The organism is Pseudomonas boreofloridensis, assembly GCF_030580795.1.
Taxonomy (GTDB): domain Bacteria; phylum Pseudomonadota; class Gammaproteobacteria; order Pseudomonadales; family Pseudomonadaceae; genus Aquipseudomonas; species Aquipseudomonas boreofloridensis.
This window is the reverse complement of sequence record NZ_JAUQOQ010000001.1, coordinates 313,632-334,668: the sequence shown is the minus strand read 5'-3', so window position 1 is coordinate 334,668 and position 21,037 is coordinate 313,632. Positions and strand designations below refer to the sequence as shown.

The following is a 21,037-nucleotide window of genomic DNA, read 5'->3' as shown; positions in this document are numbered from 1 at the left end:
GGGGCTTTTCGTTACTGGAGGGCCAATGAAACCGATGTTTCGCATCGTCGCGGATGGCCGGGACATTACGGCGCTGATCAACGACCGACTGCTGTTGCTGCGCACCAAGGACAAGCCTGGCATGGAGTCGGACGAGTTTGAGCTGCACATCGATGATCGCGAGCAGGCGGTCACGCTGCCCCGGCGCGGCGCCAAGATCGAGATCTTCCTCGGCTACGAAGGTCGCCCTCTGGCGCGCTTGGGCAGCTATGCCGTCGACGAGCTCGAGCTGACCGGCCCGCCCGACACCCTGACTCTGCGCGGCAAGGCGAGCGACATGCGCGGCAGCGGCAAGACTACGCGCAGCGGCAGCTGGGAGAACGTGCCGCTCTCGCAGATCGTCAGCGACGTGGCAGCACGCAACGGCTGGAAGCCTGGCTGCAACGTGCAGACGAAGGTGCCGCGCGTCGATCAGCGCAACGAGTCGGACTTCAACTTCATGACCCGCCTGGCCAAGCAGTACGACTGCACGGCCAAGGTCGCGAATGGCCAGCTGCTGGTGATGCCCCGCCAAGGCGGCACAACCCCTGGCGGCAAGTCATTCGGTGCGGTGGTGATCCGGCGTGAAGACGTGGCGCGCTACTCGTTCCACCTGGGTGACCGTAGTTCGCAGAAGGCGGTGAAGACCAAGCATCAGAACAAGAAGACCGGCGTGCTCAAGACTGTGGAACTGAACAACGACGACGCGCCTGCCGGCGTTCCAGCGGTGCATACCGACCGGCACGTCTATCCCGATCAGAAGGCTGCCGAGCAGGCCGCCCGGGCGCGGCTGGCCGCATTCAACCGCAGCACGGCCGGTGTGCGGCTGGAGATGATGGGGCGTACTGACCTGTTTGCCGAGCGCTCGATCAACGCCCAGGGCTTCAAGAATGGGCTGGATGGTGAATACCTGGTCGACGGCGTCGAGCACACATTCAACGGCTCCGGCTGGACGACGGTCGTCGAGTGTAATGGCGGCAAGAAAGGCAAATCGAAGGCCAAGGGTAAGAAGAAAAAAGCGACCAAGCCAATGCGCACCGTGGACATTAAACCCAACTGATTTTCACAGGAGACACTTCAATGGCAGTCACAGAACAACAGCTGCAGCAGATCCTCCCGAACGCCGGCCGCCAAGCCGGCGTTTTTGTTCCTGGGCTCAATGCGACGATGGGCAAGTACGGCATCGTCAGCCGTCTGCGCATGGCTGCATTCCTCGCGCAGATCGGTCACGAGTCGGGCCAACTGCGGACCCTGATTGAAAACCTCAACTACCGCGCCGACCGCATCCGCCAGATCGGGCAGAGCTCGCCTGCCGGCAGTCGGTGGCGATCGCTGGTACCGCGCGCTGATGAACTGGCCGGCAGCCCGGAGCGCTTCGCCAATGCGGTGTATAGCGGGCGAATGGGCAACGGACCCGAAGCCTCGGGCGATGGCTGGCGGTATCGCGGCCGGGGGCTGATCCAAGTCACCGGCCGTGACAACTATGCCGCCTGCAGCGAGGCGCTATTCGGGGACAGCCGCCTGCTGAGCACACCGGAATTACTGGAGCATCCGGTGTATGCGGCGATGTCTGCGGGTTGGTTCTGGCAGAAAGCCGGCCTGAACACCCTCGCTGACCAAGGCGATCTGCTCACCATCACCAAACGCATCAACGGCGGTACCAGCGGCCTTGATGACCGCAAGGCGCTGTACGCGCGTGCGCTTGAGGTGCTGCAGTGATTTCGCCGGATGGTCGCCTGGCAATCCTTGCGCTGCTGCTGGGCGCCTGCGTAGGCGCTTGGGCAGGCTGGACCTGGCAGGACTGGCGCTACGGCCAGCAACTGGCCGAGCAGGCCGGCAGCTATAAGGCTGAACGTGAGGCGGCATCGGCGGCGGTGATCGCGCAGCTGCAGGTCCATCAGGACAAACGCGAAGAGCTGGAGGCGCGCTTGGCAGCTTCGGCACAAACTCACTGGAAGGAGATGAATGATGCACAGAGCGCTCAGGCTCGTCTGCGTGACCGGCTCGCTACTGCTGATCAGCGGCTGTCAGTCTTACTCGACGCCACCTCAACCCCGGATCGTGGCTGTGGGCTGCCAGAAGCCCCCGCCACCGGAGGCGTGGTACATGGCCCCGTACGCGCCTACCTTGACCCAGCGCATGCTCAACGAATTGTCGCCATCACCGACGAAGGCGACCGAGCCATCATCGCCTTGAAGGCCTGTCAGGCCTACGTGCGGCAAATGACACTGCAGTAACTGGCAAACAGGCGAGCCGGGTGGATGTCTCAACATCCACCCGAGCCCGCCCTCTTCCTCCCTCAACTTACTTTGAACCGCTCCACAAGCCTTTGCTGATGTTCAGCCAGACGCGCCAGTTCGCTGCTAGTAGATGCGGTCTGTTCGGCCCCTGCACTTACTTGGATCACCAGCATATTGATATCGGAGACGTTACGATGAATTTCTTCGGCCACTTGGCTCTGCTGTTCAGCAGCTGATGCTACTTGAATGTTGCTATCACTCATCTTTGCCATCCCTTCAGTGATTTCTTCAAGCAACTCACCTGCGCGTACAACATTTCTCGCGCCTTCCTGGGCCTTGCCCAGTGTTTCCTGCATTGAGGAGGCCGCTCGCTCGGAGCCTGATTGCAGGTTGGAAATCATGTTCTGAATACTGACTGTGGAATCCTGTGTCTTCTGCGCCAAATTCCGAACTTCATCCGCGACCACAGCAAAGCCACGGCCCTGCTCGCCAGCCCGAGCCGCTTCAATTGCGGCGTTCAATGCCAGCAAGTTTGTTTGCTCGGCGACTCCACGAATGACATCTAGCACTGACGAGATGGAGTCGCTTTCGCCCTTGAGTTCCTGAATGATTGTAGCCGTCTGTTCGGCCTGAAGCTCAAGTCCCTTGATCAGGTTAATGGTGTTCTCGATTTCCGTCTTGCCTTGGATTGTGCTGGTATTTACCTGATGTGACATCTCCGCCGCTTCGGTGGTGCTCCTCGCCACGTCCTTGACAGTGGAACTCATCTCGCTGATGGCCGTGACCACTTGATCTGTGCCCTGGCGCTGTTGAGCGACGCTATTACTGGTTTGCAGCGCCACCGCCGAAGACTGCTCGGCCGCAGTAGCAACTTGTGCGGTGGCGCTGCCAATCTCGCTAATTACTTCACTAATCTGCAGAGCCATGTTATCCAAGTTACGGGCGATCTCGCCGAACTCGTCCTTGCCTAAATAGCTGGTGCGGGCCGTCATGTCCCGAGTGGCGAGCGAAACTAGGGTACGGTTGACATCCACCACGGCGACACGGATGTTGTGAATAATAATCCACGCGAGCCAGAGGACCGCCGCCAGCATCAGAACTACGGTCGCGCTGGCAACATAAAGACTGGTCTCTGCTTCATTGCGCTGGGCGTCGGTGAGGCCAACAACCGCTTGAGCAAGCTCGGTCTCAACTTTGGCCATCATATCAATACGGGTTGTCGCCAAGTTGAACCAGTCTTCAGGTTTGAAGTTCAACGGCTCGCCCAGCGGGGTGTCGAAGCCAAGTTTTTGCAGGCGCGCTACCTCAAGTGAGGCTGGTTGTTGCAACACCCTATCTAACTTATCTTTATATTCCGTAGGCGCCCAGCGCTGGAAGGCTTCGAAATAGCCCGAAAACTCACCCATGTTGCGGCTGAAGCGTGAGAGCAGCGATGCATCGAAGCGGTTTTGGTTGAATGCCAGGCCGAGCAGCACACGTTCTCTACCAGCGCGCTCTTTCATGTCTGCGAACTGATTGAGTGAGCTCAGCGCTCTTAGGATTTCTGGGTCTTCGATACTAGTTTCTAGAGTATAGGAGAAGCTAACTAAATTCCTAATAAGGTCGGTGAATCTCGCACCGGACTCCACGTTGTTTATCGCCAGCCTGTCCACGCTGCTACGTAGTTCGGCTATATCATTCAATGCTCGCAGCATTTTATCAGGGGAGGTTAGGTCTTCCAGCGATTGGTTTCGCATCGCACCAACCGCTGCGTCCGTCTCTAGACGCAGACTGTGAAGCTTGTCCTGCATTGTTTTGCCGCCACTCCCAAGAAACACGCCACTGGCGCCGCGCTCACGTTGGATGGCAGTGATCACATCGCTGAGCTTCCTAGCCGTAGTAGTGGCGGTGACTGCGCGATTCATCTCGCTCAGGGTTTCGCGTTTATCCGCTACGTAGATTCCGGCGAAGGCTAGGAATCCCAATAGTGGAAACATCAGAATCAGTATTAGCTTTGTACTCAAAGGGGCGTTCTTCAGCACGGCAGGCCTCGTCAATCTCTCACGGTGGGTACAGCTACCTCGGGCGCACGTATAAAATTGTACGTTTTTGGGCCAAGGATAATTTTTAGCAGCCTGCCATAGCCAGGAAACTCAATCCGTTGAGATGTTTTCGGCAGCGAGCGGCAAAGCTTTATTAGCGAATATAGATTTATTTTTCAAAGCCATAACTTTTGCATGGTTTTCCGTTCGGGAGATGATGAATTTGAGTGCGCGGAAAGACAATAAGCGGCGGGTAAGGTTCAAAATTTTCACATGTTATTTATCGAATCTCCATGCTGCTATTTTGACTCTGATGTATCAGGGCTTTGCTGAGTTGGTCTTTTGGTTTGGGTGTGTTGATGTTGAAGTTGCTATTGTGGCTTCCGATCCTGCATTACAAATGTCAAGCTATAAGGCTGCGGTTGAAGGTTGCGTGGTGTGTGGTTTGTGGGTGTCGATTTATTTGATAATATTAAAGTGTAAAAGTTTTTGCGCTGAATTGCTTGTGCCTCATGAAGTTCTTGTAAGACATGCCGGTACAGAAAGATCTTATCAGTCGGCTGGCTTACTTACGCAACTCCGCTATACTGGTCCAGATCGCATCAGCATTCACGTCTAAAGCTCGTAGGGCGCCCATGACGTTATCGTGGGTTTGTACTGATCCCCTCTCGCTAATCCATAACGATAGCTCCTCAATAGCAGCCCTTATAGCGATCTGGTTCAGATGTAAAAGCTCAAGAGTGTCAGCGGTTAGGGCGGCCTTTTCTTCCATGGGCAAGATCCATTACTGAGATTTTTAGGTGGGATTAGGGCATTATTTCAGCGCATTTAGTTCGCGTCAGCCCTATTGTTGACGAGGTCACAGTTGGTATCGCCGGAGTCTTTAGGTCTTGTGAGCAGGTCGGACTGGTCCAATCACTATGCCTTAGCACGGTGACTGTAGCAACAGCTCGGCGCACCAATTGCACGTCACTGCCTGGGGCAAAATGGGGCAAGCCGATCGCCATTCCACGCCCCTCGATGCCATTTGAGTTTGTCGCAATTAGGTGCAAAAAAGCGCTCAAGACCTTTGCGTGTAGGGTTTGAGCGCTTTTTTTCTCGTCAGTACTCCAGCACAATCGGGGTGTGTAGTCGTACTTTGTGATCGCCTCAGCGCTGCTGATAGTCGAGTGGATCAACTAGTCGGCCGATACGTCCTCCGTTAATTCGCGGCTAAGGAAGTCAAAAGTTCCTGGCGGGTTGAATACTTTTTTAAGTTTGACATGGGAGTAATCTGGATGGTCAAGGATTTTTTTTATTGTTTTCTCATCGGCTGGAGAAGTTTTCGCCCCGAGGATTATCTCGGCTAGCGCCTTGGGGTGATACGGATGGTTTCCTGGTTCGGCAATAATCCTAAACTCTTCTTCATACTTCCATTTTTCAGATTTTGAGTAAAGTCCAGCTTGGAACATGGTGTCTAGTTGTTTGTTGTAAAACTCTTTTCCTCGTTCGTCTGAGTAGGTGGCTCCATCCCATGGGCGGCAGAAAGTTTCGAATTCGTCAACTAATTCAATAAATTTCTCTACATAAGGTGGGCTGGCATGGTATGTTACTTTGCCATGTCCAGTATGCTCAATGTCAAGAAGGGTGTCATTAAATCCTAAAGTGACGCCTTTGTGGCCGTCCGCATAATGCGCCCATAATAATGCGTCATGCGGATTCATTGATAGTGAGAGTACGCCCCTAGTCTGTATATATTCGTATATTGCTTGATTTAAGCTGACTTCGTTCCCTGATTTTTTACTAATCCTTTTGTGGTCGTCGAGGAGCATCAGAAGAAAAGAACGTCTGCCATCTGGGTTTGGGTCGCTATCTCGAATTATAGCTTTGGTTCGCTCATACTCGGCGTTGAGGTCAATTGAGACGTCAAGGGGGTCATTAAGATTACATGGCAGGGAGAAATATAACTCTCTATTAATAAGTATTTCCCACGTTCGTTGGGCACAAGCTCTGTACTTGTAATACATGGATGTTGGCGTATATGAAGGGTTAGGGGGTTATGTATGCCAGCACGTTCGATACTGGCATGCAGCGTTCATCCGTGATACCTAGCTGTAAGAATGCTAGTCATGGCAGGCACGATGATGGCACTAGGCGAGACTCGCCGACAAGGTGCTGCGGTGGGAGGAAGCTAGGTAAAAATTGGTACGGAATCGGAGCTGATGCTGTGCAGACTTTGTAATTTATATGCTTGGAGGTATGGATGCCATCATCGGTGCTACCGTCATGCGAGCGGCAGGCTGGCCTTTTCTGAGCCAGACGCCGCTAATGGGGTTGGGCAAAAAAGCGAAAACCGTTTGCCAATCCATGTCATTCAATGCCTTCAGGTGTGAGCGACCTGTTGGTACAAAAATGGTACAGCCTGCAGAGCTGATCTCTGGAGAACGCATAGATAGAGGCTTTCAGGAGACGTAGCCCCAATCCATCATCGGGGCCACGGAGAACCTTCTAGATGGCTCAGCGCGCGTAATTACTGGCTTGGATGGCTCTATCATGCGGTCTCCGGAGGTGCATGTTTCCAGTGCGTTTTAGCGGGTTTGCAGGGGTTCTAAGCGCAGGCGGCACGGCCTACCGCTTGCCAACGGGCTCATCCCCCCGCGACAAAGGCTATGTCGCCTTGGCAATGATCAAAGGGCACAGACGTACTGGCGGCACATGGAGTGACATCGGCCCAGGATGAATCGAAAAAAGGGCGCAAGTTTACACGCAGACGTAAACCTTCGCCCGCGAGAATACCTTGGATGTCTGAACCTGATGGCGGGAGACAGCACACCGCTAGCCGGATGCATTTGAGCGCTCCAAAAAGTCTCCTTCGCTAGCAATGTCCCCCGCGACCTTAGCCTATGCCAGAGGGGCGATCAGCGACCCCAGCAGGGCTCGTTCCTCACCTGCCAGTACGACGCCTTTTCCATGGAACCGGCTGAGCTCGCCAACCACTCACACTCAGCCCACTGCGTGATTCATGCGGATCATTCTCCTGTCCGATTCACGCTCAAGTACGTGCTAGGGCAGCACGAAGGAAGAGTCGCTGGCATAACTAATACGCGCTCTGACACTCCTGGCAATGGCTATTCAACAATGAGGCCTATCTGATGGATATCAACGGATCTCACGTCGCACATCTTCACACCCCTGATAGGGCACAGGCAGAAACCGCCCAGCATGCTGTGCAGGCCCAAGGCGTCGGCGCTATTACCGACCAGACAGAGCGCACCGCTGTACGCGACTACATGCGAGATCGCTTTGCGCAGTATCGTCTGCCCGTGTCACCCCAGGCGACCCCCGCTGAGGCTGATTTGGCGCGAGCACAGCACGAGATGCTGGATTCGATCGCGGACAGCCGAAGTGAGCGGCTTTTGCAAGAAGGCGAGAACCTCGCGGCAATCCGCAGCACCATGGAAAATGCTGGCCGGCTCGATCGTTATGCGACTCACGGAACCGCCCTGGTGGGCGGTCTTCCCTTTACCGGCGTCGTGGCCGCCCAGTTTGCCAAGCCCGAGATTGTCAGCGATGTAACCAAGTTCGTGTTCGGCGAAATCGACAATGGACTGCTCAAAGCCGCGGCCGAGGGCGGGGTAGGGGGCATGGAGGCCCATTACCCGGATGAGTTCTTCCAGCGCCTGTTCGCGGAAGCGAAAGCGGACGCCTTCTTTCTCAAAGCACCAGCAGACAAACTTCACCCTGACGTGGCCAGGGGACTGGAAGCTAAGCAGCAGGGGGCTATTCGCGAAGCGCTTGAGGATGCCAAGCAGATTCAAACCTACCTGGTCGGTGCGGTCATTACCGGGACCGTATCGGCGTCGTTGAGGTTATCCGGTCGGCCCGAGGCTGCAGACCTGTTCAATAAAATCGCGGTACCGCTGCGTAACTATGCATCTGGACTCGCCACGGCCAACCTCAAGCATAACGCTCAGACCGCTCGGCAAGAGCGGGGTGAGGCATTGTTGTTCGGCTTGCGTGATGCGGGAACTTCACTCGACACGACCGATCAGGCCAGTGTGCGTCGCACGCTGGAGGGTGAACAAGACTGGTTCTCTGTCTACAAGGCTGCAAAGCAAGGCAGTGTGTTGTCGGCCATTGGGCACGGAGGGCAGCGACTGGGCAACATGCTCCTTGGCGTGCCCGCCAATGCGCTTGACGCTGCGGGCAAAGCGCTCATCAGCGCCAATAGCTTTGGCGGCGGGTACTTTGGCTTGGGCGTGACGTTCGCAGCTCGCGCTGCGGCCGAGCGCGTGGGCACCAACGCGGTTTCCGGTCCTGCTGCTCAGACCATTGTGGGGACCTCCATCAATACGCTTGGAACCGGCGTTGCGTTCGGTATCTGGGCCTTCGTTGCATCGATGACGAGCACACTATCTGACAAGGGCAAGGCTTGGCTTAACGATGACAACCACGCCAAACCGAAAGAAGCGCTGCGTTCTGCTCCCCGCGCCCTGGGTAACGCCGCGTTGACTGGCGCGCAATTCGGATATGACGTGGGGCGTGCGGGAGGGCATCTGGGTGCGCAAGTCGCCCGTCGCGGTTTGGAGACCGGAACGCAAGTGAGTCGTAGTGTTGTGGAAACAGGGCAACGCGCCTTGGCGGCTACCGGCAGAATGACCGATGAGCTAGCTGCCAGTGCCAGCACTCTCACTCGAAGGATCCGTAGCCATCGACCCACCGACGATCTGGAGTCTCAGGTGAGCAACGCCGATACCCAGGCCGAGACTCATGAAATGCAGACGCCCGGCAATGCCAACCGCGGCGGCACCGGTACGGCTTAACTGCACTGTCGTTCCCGCGGCGGTGGCGCCTCTCGGCTCGGCGTCGCGGGGGCGACTGCGATAGTGACTAGATTGGATAGACGTTCAGGGGAGCAGGTTATCCTGAGTCTCCAATTTCACGCGGGTGTGATCATGGGCCTGACTGTTCCCACGTAAGCGGACGAATTGCAATTGCCGTCCGCGCGGATCTATTCACACCTGCCTGAGAAGTGGGGTCGCGTTCGCAAGTCCAACGTCTTTCGATTCACGTCTGGGCAAACAACACCTTGCCAAACGCCTGCGCCGCCAGGTGCACCTGCACCGACCAATCGTCTGCCGCTTCGCTGCCCGCGTCATCGGAAATGTATTTCAGGCACAGAAACGGAATGCCCTCTTCGCGAGCGATCAGCGCCAGGACATAACCTTCCATGTCCACAACGTCATAGGGCGCATCGCCGTGATTGGTCTCGAAGCTATCACCTGTACCGCAGGTGCCCAATGGGATCCCGGGCAGTGACAATCCCTGCTCCAGAATCACCGGCACGTCGGTCAAGGGCGTCTGGTAGCGGGCGAAGCCCAAGGGCGTGACGTCCATGTCCCGTTGCACGAAACGCGTACAACACACCAGCTCACCTTTGCCGTAACGCGGACTGCCAGCGGAACCGAGGTTGACGATCAGCTTGGGTTTGCGTGTCTGCAGGGCCTTGGTCAGTGCAATGGCGGCATTGACCTTGCCGATACCGGTGAATACCGCATCGACGTGGCTGAATGCATCGGCGGCTTCCGCTTCGAGCGCAAATACGAACAGCGCATCGGCCAAGGCAACGTGGGTGTTGTCATCAATGTGGATCACGGTGAAGTTTCCTAAGCATTAGAGTGAAGCGTTCTAGATTCTTTTCGGCAGCGTTACCGTCACGCCCAGTCCCCGTCCGTGCAAGCCCTGCGACAGCACGATCGTACCCTTGTGCACTTCGATAATCCGCTTGACGATGGGCAAGCCCAGCCCACTGCCTTGCCCATCCCCTGAGGCCGCAGTGCCCCGATAAAACCGTTTGAAGATCACCTTTTCCTCTTCGGCCGTGATCCCCGGACCATCGTCCATGACCGACACCACGGCATGCGGGTCATGGTGCTCGACCCGCACGCTGACATGGCCACCGGCAGGCGTATAGCGAATCGCATTACTCACCAGGTTCCTCAGCAAAATCTTCAGCCACACTTCGATACCGATGATCCTGACGGGCGTTTGATCGAGCGACAGGCTGATGCGTTTGTCGAAGGCCTGAACCGCAAGATCGGCCTCCACCGCCTCGGCCACGGTCGACAAGTCCACCGGATAGAATTCTTCGATCAAGGCATCGCTGTCCAAGCGCGCCAGCAGCAGAATCTGCTCCATCAGTGTGGTGATACGGGTCACGCTGCGGTTGATTTGCTGCAGGCCGTGCGCCTGGAACTGAGGATCGGTGGAGCGCAGCACCACTTGTACATGGGTGCGCAAGGCGGCGAGTGGGGTGCGGATTTCGTGGGCGGCATCACCCGTCAGGCGGCGCTCGGCCTCCAGCGCGTTGCGTAGACGCTCGAGCAGCAGGTTGAGTTCGCCGACCAGCCCGTGGACCTCGACGGGCACACGGGCCAGGGCAATTGGCTCGAGGTTCCGATCGGAGCGCTTGTGCACTTCTTCCTGCATCGCCTGCAGCGGCGACAAGCCACGGGAGACGCTGAACCAGATCATCAACGCCAGCAGGGGAAAGGCCGGCAGTAGAGGAAACAGGGCATAGATCAGCAGTGTGTTGGTGGTATGGCGGCGATAGCTGATGTTCTCACCGACCCACACGTTCATCTCGCCTTGCTGCATGTTCAGCACGCGCCACTGGGCATTCGCCGTCTTGAGCGAGCTGAAGCCGTCCGGGGCGTGGGTGAAACCTTCGGGCATGTTGGCGCTCGATAGCACCGCCTCGCCGTTTTGCCACAGCGTATAGGCCAGTACCCCGCCTCGATGCAGCAGGGGCAGGCCTTTGATCGCTTCGCGGCTGGCTTCGATGGTCTGTTGCGTGACGTCTGCGCTGCGGCCAAGTCGCTCATCGCGGGTGGCAACCGACAGGATGTTGAGCGCAGCCTGACCAAAGTCGAGCATGTCCTCATCGAAGAAGCGCTCGATCTTGTTCGTGGACAAGTAGTAGGTGAAGGCGATCACCATCAACCAGGTCACGACGAAGCTGCCTAGCAACCACGCCAGCAAGAGCCTGCGCACCGACGGCTTGTGCGTCGTTGTGCGACTGAATGACTTGAACGATCCGACGTGCATCGACGCTAGCCCATTTTCTCTTCGGCGATGGTATATCCCATTCCGCGCACGGTCCGGATTAAGCTGTTGTGAGTTTTGCGTCGTACGTGGTGCACGTGAACTTCGATGGCGTTACTTTCGACATCCCCGCTCCAGCCATACAGCTTGCTCTCCAGTTGAGCGCGCGACAGCACCTTGCCTTTGTTCTCCAGCAGCAGACGCAACAGTGCATATTCGCGCGGTGCGAGGTTGACCGGGTCGTCGTCCACCGTCACGGTATGCGTCGAGGGATCCAGGCACAGGTTGCCGTGGATCAGTTGCGGCACTGCACGGCCCAGCGCGCGGCGTGCCAGGGCGCGGATGCGGGCCAGCAATTCTTCGAAGTCGAAGGGCTTGGTCAGGTAGTCGTCGGCGCCGTAATCGAGCCCCTTCACGCGGTCGGCTACTTCATCCCTGGCCGTGAGCAGCAAAACCGGCACTTTGGAGCCGCGGTTGCGCAGCTCATGCAGCACCTCCAGGCCACTGCATCGTGGCAAACCGATGTCGAGAATCACCAGGTCGAACTCATCGGTCGCCAGCGCCTGTTTGGCCAGCAAGCCGTCGGTCAACCATTCGACCCGGTCGCCTTCCTGGCGCAGACCTAACTGAATGCCATCGCCCAACAGCAAGTCATCTTCAACGAGTAGTACGCGCATGCTCTAGCCTTCTTCGCTACGTCAGCAATCCCCAGATACTCAGCGCCGCCTCTGCCAGCAACAGCGCCACGATCAACCACTCCACGCGCAGCTCCTCAAGCACATGGCGATGCTCGCTGAGTCGATCGGTGGCCAGTTCGTACAGGTCCTGCAGCACTTCGATGCGATCGTCGACGCTGACCAGACGATCGTGCACTTCAGTTTGCATGGCCAGCTCATTGTAGAGCCTGCGCACCGCACTGCTCAGGCCCGTGGGCGCTTTTTCCAGGCGGGTTTCCAGACGCGTGTAGGCGATACGCCAACGCGTGGTCCGTGTCACGCACGCATCGACGTGGTGTGCGCGGGCCTGGTGCCGTTTCTGCGGCAACTGGGTCAGTTCGATGTCGTCATCGGCGGTGCTCCAGGAGGCCGCGATCTCCGTTTCCAAACGCCGCAAGCCACCTTCGTACCAACTGAAGGCGACGATCCCGGCGAGCAGTTCCGTGCAGCGCTCTGGGTTGCCGATAATCAGCGCCCGGCCAGGCCGCCAGAGTATGCGCTCGCCAAAGGACATCGTCTCCAATGTTGGCTGATCGGCGTCCTCGTCGGTCCTCATCCAGGCTTCCAGGTGCTGGCGCCAGGCGTGACTGATCTGCAGGCCGGCCGCCGCAAACACCACCAGCAGTTCATCCGCTGCACTGTCTTCAGGCAAGGCCTGTAAGGCAGTCATGGGGCTACGTTGCAGCAGGGCGGCGTGCGTCGGGTACGGATCCTCGAACTGCGCCAGGCACTGCGACGCCGATGCCTGCACGGCAACGCCTGGCATGAACTTCACCCGATGCAGCACGCAAGCGCTGGGCGTGGACAGGTCCGTGGCCGGCAGGGCGTGTGGCGCGGTCATTTCAATAGGCCTTGAGGGCTGGGAACTGAGTCGGTCCGAACTCGATTTCCTCGATGTCGGGCGGGGCGACGAAGGTGACGCCGTCTTCTAGCAGCGGTCCGGGCTGAGCCATCAGGAAGCGCGTTTCCTTGTCCATCACGAAGCACGCCTTGAGGTAGTCACCTTCAAGGTGGTCCAACCAGGTCAGGCCGAGCTTGCGCTCGATGCGACGGTCCAGATCGGCGGCCTGCCAGTGAGCAGGGTCCACCCAGTCCGACGCCAGCAGGAAGCCCCACGACGCCAGGAACGAGGGTACCGCAGCGCGGTAGCTGTGGACCTGACTGAAGACGCTGCGCAGCGTGCGCGCCAGTGCCGCATGGGGTTTGTCGTCGCTGTGGGAGAACTCCAGGCCTTGCACCGCGACCACGCCGCCTGGGCGCAGACGCGAATGCAGCAGTTCGTAGAACTGGCGTGTGTACAGCGCCTGCGCCGGACCGTTGTCGAGCATGTCGACGACATCGATGATGACCACGTCGTACAGCGACGCGTCATTTTCCAGGTAAGCCCTGCCATCGGCCGTCACCAACTCACAGCGAGGGTCGTCGAACGCGCCCTGGTGCCACTGGAACATATGGGCTCGGCACAGTTCCACCAGCTCTTGGTCCAGATCGACCATCACCGCGCGGCGGACACTGGCGTGCGACAGCACTTCACGCAACGTGGCGCCTTCGCCGCCGCCGATGATCAGGACATCGCGCGGCTCATCGTGGGCCAGCATCGCCGGCTGCACCAGCAGCTCGTGGTACAGCGACTCGTCGCTGGCAGCGCTCTGGATCGCACCATCGATCATCAACACGCGGCCGTAGTTGTAGGTGTCGGCGATCAGGATGTTCTGCCAGGCCGTACGGCCTTGGTAAAGCACCCGGCGCACGCCATAGAGATAGCTGTCGAACAGATCGCTGTTTTCCAGGGCCGTGATCGCGCTGTCGCCTTCGCGCGCAGGGTCTGGCGGGTAGAAGTAGAAGTGGTTCGGTGGCAGTGCGGGCAGGGTGCCGGCGACGTCCTCGGGGACCAGGTACTTCAAGTCGACGTCATAGCGGTCCGGATCGATCTGTTGCGCGCGGGCAGGCTGATCGTTGAGCGAGCTCATCGTGCGCCCCCTTGCTCCGAGCCGATGGCCCAGCGCAGCGTCGGGCTGTCGTCGTTGATCGCGCCTGCACCGCTCAGGGTACGGTTGACCATGCCCACACGGTGCCCTTCCAGCCCGCGGTCCATGCTGGAGATGATGTGACGCTGGCTGCCCAGCCGCTCGCTCAGCACGCGCACGGCCTGGGCGCCGTCGAGTACATCGCCGCAGGTGAAGACGTCGATGGCGGCGTACTTGTATTCAGGCCAGGTGTGGATGGCCAGGTGCGATTCGGCGATGACCACCACGCCGGAAATTCCGATAGGGCTGAACTTGTGGAAGGTAGAGGTGACGATCGTCGCGTTGGCTTCGCGGGCCGCCTGCAACATGCTGTCTTCGATCCATTTGATATCGTCGAAACGTGCGTCGTTGCAGTCGTAAAGTTCGATGACCAGTTGCTTTCCAAGTGCAGAGCTCGGGCGGATTTCTGAGGCTTCATTCAACATAGACGTGTCCCGTTCTAGGTGGGTGTGATGACCGGCGCCATGCTAGGTGGGCGTTGCTTAAGGAACGCTTAAGGTGAGGATGAAGAAAAGTTTAAGCCGTCGACGCACGTTTTTTTCAAGGTCACGAACGGGAGGACTCCGCGTTTTAGTGCTCGGCAAATATTTTTGTGTTGGGCGCCACGTTGGAGAGGCTCATGAAGTTATCGGCGCAGCACAGTGCCGTGCCATAAACTGCGCACAGTTCTTTACATTGAGCACCCGGTGCGATGCCAAGTTTGGCCGGTGCCTAAAGTTCAGTTAAACAGGCTTGAGACAGCAGTCGCCTCACATTTTGAAGCGCACTTCGATACTGCTCAAGCCACTTGAGCGATCCAAGGTAATGGCGTCTTCCCCGTACCCGGAGTAGCTCTTGACCAACCGCATGCCGAGCCCGGTTCCGCTCGGTTTCGGATAAGACTCTGGAAAGCCGGTGCCTTCGTCCGTGACCTTGATGCGTGCATCTTCGGCATCGCGCTCGATGGTGACGGTGATCTTGCCTTGACCATACTTCAACGCGTTGGTGACCAGTTCCGAGACCACCAGTCCGAGCGGCGCCATGCGCTCCGGGGGCAATTGGAAGTCGTCGACCGACCACTCGATGTGCGGTTCGCCAAAGGCCGTTCGGATATCGGACAACAATGAGCGCAAGTACGCCGGCGCACTCAGGGCGGCGCAGTGAGCATCCTGATACAGATGTTCATGCACATTGGCGATGGTCATCACCCGATTGGCCGCGATCTGCAGTTGGGTCTGGACGGCTTCCTCCATCGACAGATTGGCTTGCAGCAGCAACAGACTGTTCACCAGATGAAGACTGTTTCTCACACGGTGATGGGTTTCGGCCACATGCAGGCCGCTTTCGGTGAGTTTGGTGTTTTGCGCCTCGATCAAAGCGGCGAACCGCACTTCCTGCTCATGGCGCTCGGTGATGTCCCTTGAGACCGCGATGATCTTGTCGATCTCACCGTGCGGATCAAGCACCGGAGCAGCCGTGACATCCCACCATCGTGGCTCGCCTCTGGCCGTCGGGCAGAACGATTCGAAGCGCACCGATTCGCCATTACCGACGCGCACCAGCGCGTCCTCGATCACCTGTTTCGAGCACTCAGGCCACAGTTCGATCCACGGCTTGCCGGCGATGTCGGCGAGGTCGCGGATCTGCATCCGGCACAACCCCGCCTCGTTGAAGAACTCCACTTCACCGGTGCGCGAGAGAATCTTCACGCAGTCGGGACTGGCATTGAGCACACTTTCCGAATAGGCATGCGGTGAGTTGGCCTCTTCTTTCGTCGCCAGACGCTCGACGGCCATCGAGATGATGTTGGCCAGCCCCTCGAGAAACACCACGTCGCTCTCGATGAAGTCATCGCCGTCACGGCTGTCTGCCTCCAGTACGCCGAAGATGCCCGCTGTGCCCCGCACTGGAACGTTGATGGCCCGCTCGATACCGTACTCGTTGAGCAGGGCAGGGGTTCTGAACCTCAACTCCTGACCCAGGTGGTTGGAAATGACCGGCCGGCTCGTGGTGTACGCATAGCCCGCTGGGCTGGCTTCGTCGGACCCGACCGCCGCGTTGCCGATGTCGGCGGGCTTCCAGCCGACTCCGTGGGTCAGGCGAAAGGCCGAGTGGTCGTCGTTGGGTTGCAGGACTTTGGCAAAAGGCGTGTCCATCCCCAGCGCCGCCGTTTCGCAGGCTTGTGTCAGCAAGTCATCGAGCGAGGTCAGGGTCAGCGCTTGCACTGCAAAGCCAACGACCAACTCATGCTGCCTGCGCAGCCGGGTATGCGAAATCTGCAGAGCGGCACGTACGATTTCGTCAGGCGACAGGTGGGGCATAGAGAGCATCCGGCGTTGGATTGATGAGTCGAGCGAACGGGCGGGGAATCATCATGGCGGCACTTGGCACCCAGGTGTCCGGCATCGTCAGTGAATGGCAAAACATGGCGCAATCTACACCCATCGTTTGGCGGGCACTAGCCATCTGCCATTGGCTTAGTCACTCAAAACATCCAAGCGTTTCCAACTGAGCTAAATCGTATCGATTTGATGACGTTATGATATAACGTATTTTCGAAAGGCAGGCTTAGACCTGTCCCTCTATAACCTGCGCTCAACCCGCGCCTGCACCCCGCACACCAGGAGCTTCCATGCGATTCACCCCGGCCTCCCTTGCCATCTTCACGGCAATGGTCTCCCCTGACTTGTTCGCCGAGCCGACCGGCAATTCCACCATCGTCCTCGGCGATGTGAACATTACCCATACGGCTGCGGCCGGCGTTGGTAGCGCCTTGAGCACCGAAAATGTGCTGACATCGGTCGATGTGCTGGGTGGCGATCAGGTCCAGGACAAGAACGTGATGAACAGTTGGCAACTGCTGGGACAGATGCCGGGGATTCAACTCACCGAAACCGGGCAGGGCGCAGAGTCGGGCAAGGTCACGTTCCGCGCGTTCAACGGCGAGGGCTACATCAATGGGATCAAGACCCTCATCGATGGGGTGCCAAGCAACGTCAACAGCGGCAACCAGCGTTTCATCGACATGGTCTTCCCGCTGGACATCGAGTACATCGAAGTGGTGCGCGGCACCAACGACCCGCGCTATGGGCTGCACAACATCGGTGGCAACATCAACTTCGCCACCCGCCAGGGCGGTAACTACACCGACAGTCGCCTCACCTACGGCAGCTTCGACACCCGTGAAGTGCAACTGGCAATCGGCCGCGAGGAAGGCAATTTCGCCCAGAACTACATCCTCGCCAAGCAGGACAGTGACGGCTACCGCGACCACAGCAACTCCAACAAGTACGCGCTGGGCGGCAAGTGGTTCCTCAGCAACGACGAACAGAATTTCCGCGTCGGCCTTATCGCCCGCCTGTACCACCATCAGGCCCAGGAGCCCGGCTTTCTCACCCGCGAACAGATGCACGCCAGCCGCACCCAGTCACCGGACAAGAACGGCAACGATGGCGATGACCGCGACATGAAGCAGTTGAGCCTGCACACCGACTGGCAGCTCAACGACGACCTGAGCCTGAGCAGCAAGCTGTACTACAACAGCTACAACGACGACCGCACCATTACTTTCACCGACTACCGTCCAGGCAATGCCCCGCGCCAACGTCGGCAGTGGGACGAACAGCAGCGCGGCATGCTCAGCAACCTGACCTGGCGCGCCAACGAGCACCTGACGCTCGATGGCGGCATCAACTACGAAGAACAGGACAATGCGTACCGTCGCCTGCGCTACAGCTATGGCGTGCCGACCGACTTCGATGTCAGGCCCGCCCGCGTGCAGAACGATGACAGCTACACCCTGCGCAACATCGGCGGTTACCTGCAGGCTGTGATCCAGCCCATCGATGCGCTGAAGATCATCCCGGCGATGCGTGTCGACAAATTCTCCGGCAACACCGAGCTGCTCGGTGGCGCCAAGGCCTCGCTGCAGGACTACGGCTGGATTCGTCAGCCCAAGTTGAGCGTGATCTACAGCCTCACCCCCGAGATCGACGTGTACGCCAACTGGGGGCGCACCTTCCAGATTCTCACCGGCTCCACCGCACCGGCCTACATGACTCCGGGGCAGACGTCCTACGATCCATCGATCAATACGGGCAAGGAGGTCGGCATCAAGTTCCAACCGTTCCCGGGCGCGCAGGCACGCGTTGCGCTGTGGCAACAGGATGCCACCGACGAAGTGGCGAACATGCCCAGCACCGGCACCACGGTTGGGCTGGGCGAGACCCGTCGGCGCGGTGTGGACATGCAGATCAGCGCGCAGTTGGACGAACAGTGGACGGTGTGGGCCTCACATGCCATCCAGGAAGCCAAGGTGGTCAAGGCATTCTCGGCCTCCGGCCAATCGCTGTCGGGTAAACAGGTGTTCTCCACCCCGCGCTACATCAGTAACCTGGGTGCCGACTATCGCTACAACGACGACTGGAAGTTCGGCGTACAAGGCCGGGCGCAGGGCAGCTACTACATCGACGAGTTGAACGAACAGGGCAAGTACGGCGGTTTCGTAGTGGTGGACGCCAGCGTCAGCTATCGCCTCAGCCCCTCCACCAGCGTCGATCTGCAGGTCAAGAACCTACTGGACCGTCAATACGAATACGTCTGGTACGACAACTTCTTCTGGGGCGGCGACGACCAGGCGATGTTCTCACCGGCGCCGGGTCGTTCGGCGTTCGTCTCGCTCAACATGAAACTGTGATCGACGCGCTGTCGTCACCAGGGCCTGCTGCCAGGGGGCGTCGCCCTTGGGCGGCGAGCGCCTCGAGCAGTTGCGCCGCCGGCAGCGGTTTGCCCAACAGGTAGCCCTGCAGGGCATGGCAACCCAGCCGCGTGAGCAACGCTTGCTGCTCCTGGGTTTCCACGCCTTCGGCGACGATCTTCATGCTCAGCGTTTGGCCCAGGGCGATGATGGCCGAGACGATTGCCTCGTCTTCATTGCCTTGGACCAGTTCCTTGACGAAACCGCGATCGATCTTCAACTCGTTGGCCGGAAAGCGCTTGAGGTAAAGCAGGCTGGAGTAGCCGGTGCCGAAGTCGTCGATGGAGATGTTCACGCCCAGCTCGGCCAGCTTGTCGAGGATCTCCAGGCTGGCTTCGGCGTTGCGCATGGCGGTGGACTCGGTCACCTCCAACACCAGGTGCTGCGGCGCCAGCGCGTACTTTTCCAGTGCGGTGCGCACCACCCCCAGCAGGTCGGCCTGGGCCAGCTGAATCGTCGACAGGTTCACCGCCACGCTCCAACCGTCATGGCCTTGATCGTGCCATTGGCGCATCTGCCGACAGGCTTCATCGATCACCCAGTTGCCGATCGGTATGATCAGCCCGGTTCGTTCGGCATGCGGCAAGAAGCGGTCCGGCGGTACTAACCCCGAGCCTGGACGGTGCCAGCGCACCAAGGCTTCGACACCGACCATATGGCCGTCAGCGGCGACGAACTTGGGCTGGTAGTGCAGAACGAACTCACCACGTTCCAGCGCCAGGCGCAGGTCGTGCTGAAGCTGCATCTGTTCATGGGCGTTCTTGTTCATGGTGCGTTCGAAGAAGCAGTACCCCGCACGTCCCAGTTCCTTGGCGTGGTACATCGCTGCGTCGGCATTGACCATCAGTTCGTGGGCCGTCAGGCCGTTGTCGGGAAACAACGCAATCCCGATGCTCGCCGAGATATGCAGGACCTGGCCTTCTAGGCTGTAGGGGCGGCCAATCGACTCGACCAGTTGCTGGGCGAACAACGCGGCGTCTTCGGGTTCGCGGTGGTGAATCAGGAATACGAACTCGTCGCCACCCAGGCGCGCAGCCGTGTCCTCCGGCCGCTTGCTGGCCAGGATGCGCTCGGACACCTGCACCAGCAGAAGATCGCCCACATGGTGCCCATAAGCATCGTTCACGGCCTTGAAGCCATCCAGGTCCATCAGCAACACCGAAAACGGGTCTCGATGCGGCGTGGCCTTGTGAATGGCCTGGTTGAGGCGGTCGTTGAGCAGCAGTCGATTGGGCAGGCGGGTCAGGTTGTCGTGCAGCGCCAGTTGCAGCAGCTCGCTGTTGGCCTGATCCAGTGAGAGGGACAGCAAGTTGCTGCGCACATCGAGCACGGACACGATCAGCGCGATTGCCAGCACGGCCAGGCTGACGACGATCACGACGACGGCAAGCCATTTGACGTCGATACCGCTGTTGGACGCTTCGCAGTAGCTGCCCAGTGGAAACTGCGCCGCTGCCATGCCGGTGTAGTGCATACCGACGATGGCGCAGCCCATGAGCAGCGAGGCGCCGATACGGGCCCAGGCTTCGCCGCGGGCTCCCCTGCGCAGGCGAAACACGATCCACAACGCCGCGCCCGAGGCCAGCACCGCGATCAGGATCGACAGCATGAAGATCCACGGGATGTAGATCACGCTTGGTCGCATCAGCAGGGCAGCCATGCCGGTGTAGTGCATGGCCGCGATGCCGGCGCCCATCAGCAGGCCGCCGAGCACCAGGCGAATCCACGGCAGGTTTTTCTGGCACACCAGCCACAGCGCGAAGGCCGAGGAAAACACCGCGATGAGCAGTGACAGCAGGGTCAGCGGAATGTCGTAGCCCAGAGGAATCGGCAGATCGAAGGCAAGCATGCCGATGAAGTGCATCGCCCAGACACCGAAGCCCATGGCAAAGGAGCCACCGGCCAGCCAAAGACCTGCGGCCTTGCCCGTCGAGCTGGCTACACGTCCTGCCATTCTGAGCGCCGTGTAGGAGGCGAGAATGGCGACAATCAGAGAGAACGCTACCAGGACGGGGTTGTGGCTGCTGGGAAGCATAGGATACCGAGACGTAGGAAAAATCGCCGTGAACGCGGCGATAGCGTCTGGCCATTATCGGATGAATCGTTTGTCCTGGTAAATCGATTGCGTCTATGGGAGTGGCACAACCGTGCAATAAGTTCTCGAGCAAGTGGCAACCTGCTCACGCCTCATGACGGA

General features: G+C 58.8%; 16 protein-coding genes. 6 read left to right on the top strand and 10 right to left on the bottom strand.

Annotated elements, in window-relative coordinates:
• Positions 1-25: 25 nt before the first annotated feature.
• Genes Q6A47_RS01405 through Q6A47_RS01395 form a run of 3 tightly spaced genes read left to right on the top strand, consistent with a single transcriptional unit; the run spans position 26 to position 2,255 of the window.
• Positions 26-1,078 carry a phage late control D family protein gene (locus tag Q6A47_RS01405; RefSeq protein WP_304482689.1) on the top strand — a complete coding sequence of 351 codons (1,053 nt, stop codon included), beginning with the start codon at positions 26-28 and terminating at the stop codon, positions 1,076-1,078.
• A 20-nt stretch (positions 1,079-1,098) separates the two neighbouring features.
• Positions 1,099-1,737: a glycoside hydrolase family 19 protein gene (locus tag Q6A47_RS01400; protein WP_304482688.1), complete on the top strand. Its 639-nt coding sequence runs from the start codon at positions 1,099-1,101 to the stop codon at positions 1,735-1,737.
• Complete coding sequence (locus Q6A47_RS01395; protein ID WP_304482813.1) at positions 1,737-2,255, top strand: lysis system spanin subunit; 519 nt, start codon at positions 1,737-1,739, stop codon at positions 2,253-2,255. Before Q6A47_RS01400 ends, Q6A47_RS01395 begins: the two co-directional genes overlap by 1 nt.
• A gap of 62 nt (positions 2,256-2,317) precedes the next feature.
• On the opposite strand, the gene Q6A47_RS01390 is transcribed toward Q6A47_RS01395, so the two are convergent.
• A complete protein-coding gene (locus Q6A47_RS01390; protein ID WP_304482812.1) occupies positions 2,318-4,234 on the bottom strand; it encodes a methyl-accepting chemotaxis protein in 1,917 nt (638 codons plus the stop codon).
• Between the two features lie 169 nt (positions 4,235-4,403).
• On the opposite strand from Q6A47_RS01390, the gene Q6A47_RS01385 reads away from it, so the two are divergent.
• Positions 4,404-4,898, top strand: a complete 495-nt coding sequence (locus Q6A47_RS01385) for a hypothetical protein (protein ID WP_304482822.1) — start codon at positions 4,404-4,406, stop codon at positions 4,896-4,898.
• 559 nt (positions 4,899-5,457) lie between these two features.
• On the opposite strand, the gene Q6A47_RS01375 is transcribed toward Q6A47_RS01385, so the two are convergent.
• Entirely contained in the window at positions 5,458-6,090 is a 633-nt protein-coding gene (locus Q6A47_RS01375) for a DUF2971 domain-containing protein (protein ID WP_304482685.1), read from the bottom strand.
• Between the two features lie 1,320 nt (positions 6,091-7,410).
• Between Q6A47_RS01375 and Q6A47_RS01370 the strand changes: the two genes are divergently transcribed.
• Positions 7,411-9,081 carry a hypothetical protein gene (locus tag Q6A47_RS01370; RefSeq protein WP_304482684.1) on the top strand — a complete coding sequence of 557 codons (1,671 nt, stop codon included), beginning with the start codon at positions 7,411-7,413 and terminating at the stop codon, positions 9,079-9,081.
• A 244-nt stretch (positions 9,082-9,325) separates the two neighbouring features.
• Here the strand turns inward: Q6A47_RS01370 and Q6A47_RS01365 are convergent, their stop codons facing one another.
• From Q6A47_RS01365 to Q6A47_RS01335, 7 genes are all read right to left on the bottom strand, one after another.
• Positions 9,326-9,913, bottom strand: coding sequence for a 5'-methylthioadenosine/S-adenosylhomocysteine nucleosidase family protein (locus Q6A47_RS01365; RefSeq protein WP_304482683.1), 588 nt, complete (start codon positions 9,911-9,913; stop codon positions 9,326-9,328).
• Positions 9,914-9,946: 33 nt separating this feature from the next.
• Positions 9,947-11,311, bottom strand: a complete 1,365-nt coding sequence (locus Q6A47_RS01360; protein WP_369811404.1) for a sensor histidine kinase — start codon at positions 11,309-11,311, stop codon at positions 9,947-9,949.
• Between the two features lie 59 nt (positions 11,312-11,370).
• A complete protein-coding gene (locus Q6A47_RS01355) occupies positions 11,371-12,039 on the bottom strand; it encodes a response regulator (RefSeq protein ID WP_304482681.1) in 669 nt (222 codons plus the stop codon).
• 16 nt (positions 12,040-12,055) lie between these two features.
• Complete coding sequence (locus Q6A47_RS01350) at positions 12,056-12,919, bottom strand: hypothetical protein (RefSeq protein WP_304482680.1); 864 nt, start codon at positions 12,917-12,919, stop codon at positions 12,056-12,058.
• 1 nt (position 12,920) lies between these two features.
• Positions 12,921-14,048 carry a fused MFS/spermidine synthase gene (locus Q6A47_RS01345; protein ID WP_052192094.1) on the bottom strand — a complete coding sequence of 376 codons (1,128 nt, stop codon included), beginning with the start codon at positions 14,046-14,048 and terminating at the stop codon, positions 12,921-12,923.
• Positions 14,045-14,530 carry an adenosylmethionine decarboxylase gene (speD, locus tag Q6A47_RS01340; protein WP_029613004.1) on the bottom strand — a complete coding sequence of 162 codons (486 nt, stop codon included), beginning with the start codon at positions 14,528-14,530 and terminating at the stop codon, positions 14,045-14,047. The genes Q6A47_RS01345 and speD overlap by 4 nt, the downstream gene beginning before the upstream one ends.
• Before the next feature lie 324 nt (positions 14,531-14,854).
• Positions 14,855-16,405, bottom strand: a complete 1,551-nt coding sequence (locus Q6A47_RS01335; protein ID WP_304482679.1) for a sensor histidine kinase — start codon at positions 16,403-16,405, stop codon at positions 14,855-14,857.
• 311 nt (positions 16,406-16,716) lie between these two features.
• Here Q6A47_RS01335 and Q6A47_RS01330 point away from each other — a divergent pair, with 311 nt between their 5' ends.
• On the top strand, positions 16,717-18,780 hold the full coding sequence (locus tag Q6A47_RS01330; RefSeq protein ID WP_304482678.1) for a TonB-dependent receptor: 2,064 nt from the start codon (positions 16,717-16,719) through the stop codon (positions 18,778-18,780).
• Here Q6A47_RS01330 and Q6A47_RS01325 read toward each other — a convergent pair.
• Positions 18,764-20,875 (bottom strand): putative bifunctional diguanylate cyclase/phosphodiesterase, encoded by a 2,112-nt coding sequence (locus tag Q6A47_RS01325; RefSeq protein WP_304482677.1) that lies wholly within the window; start codon positions 20,873-20,875, stop codon positions 18,764-18,766. The two genes, Q6A47_RS01330 and Q6A47_RS01325, sit on opposite strands and share 17 nt — an antisense overlap.
• Between the last annotated feature and the right edge of the window lie 162 nt (positions 20,876-21,037).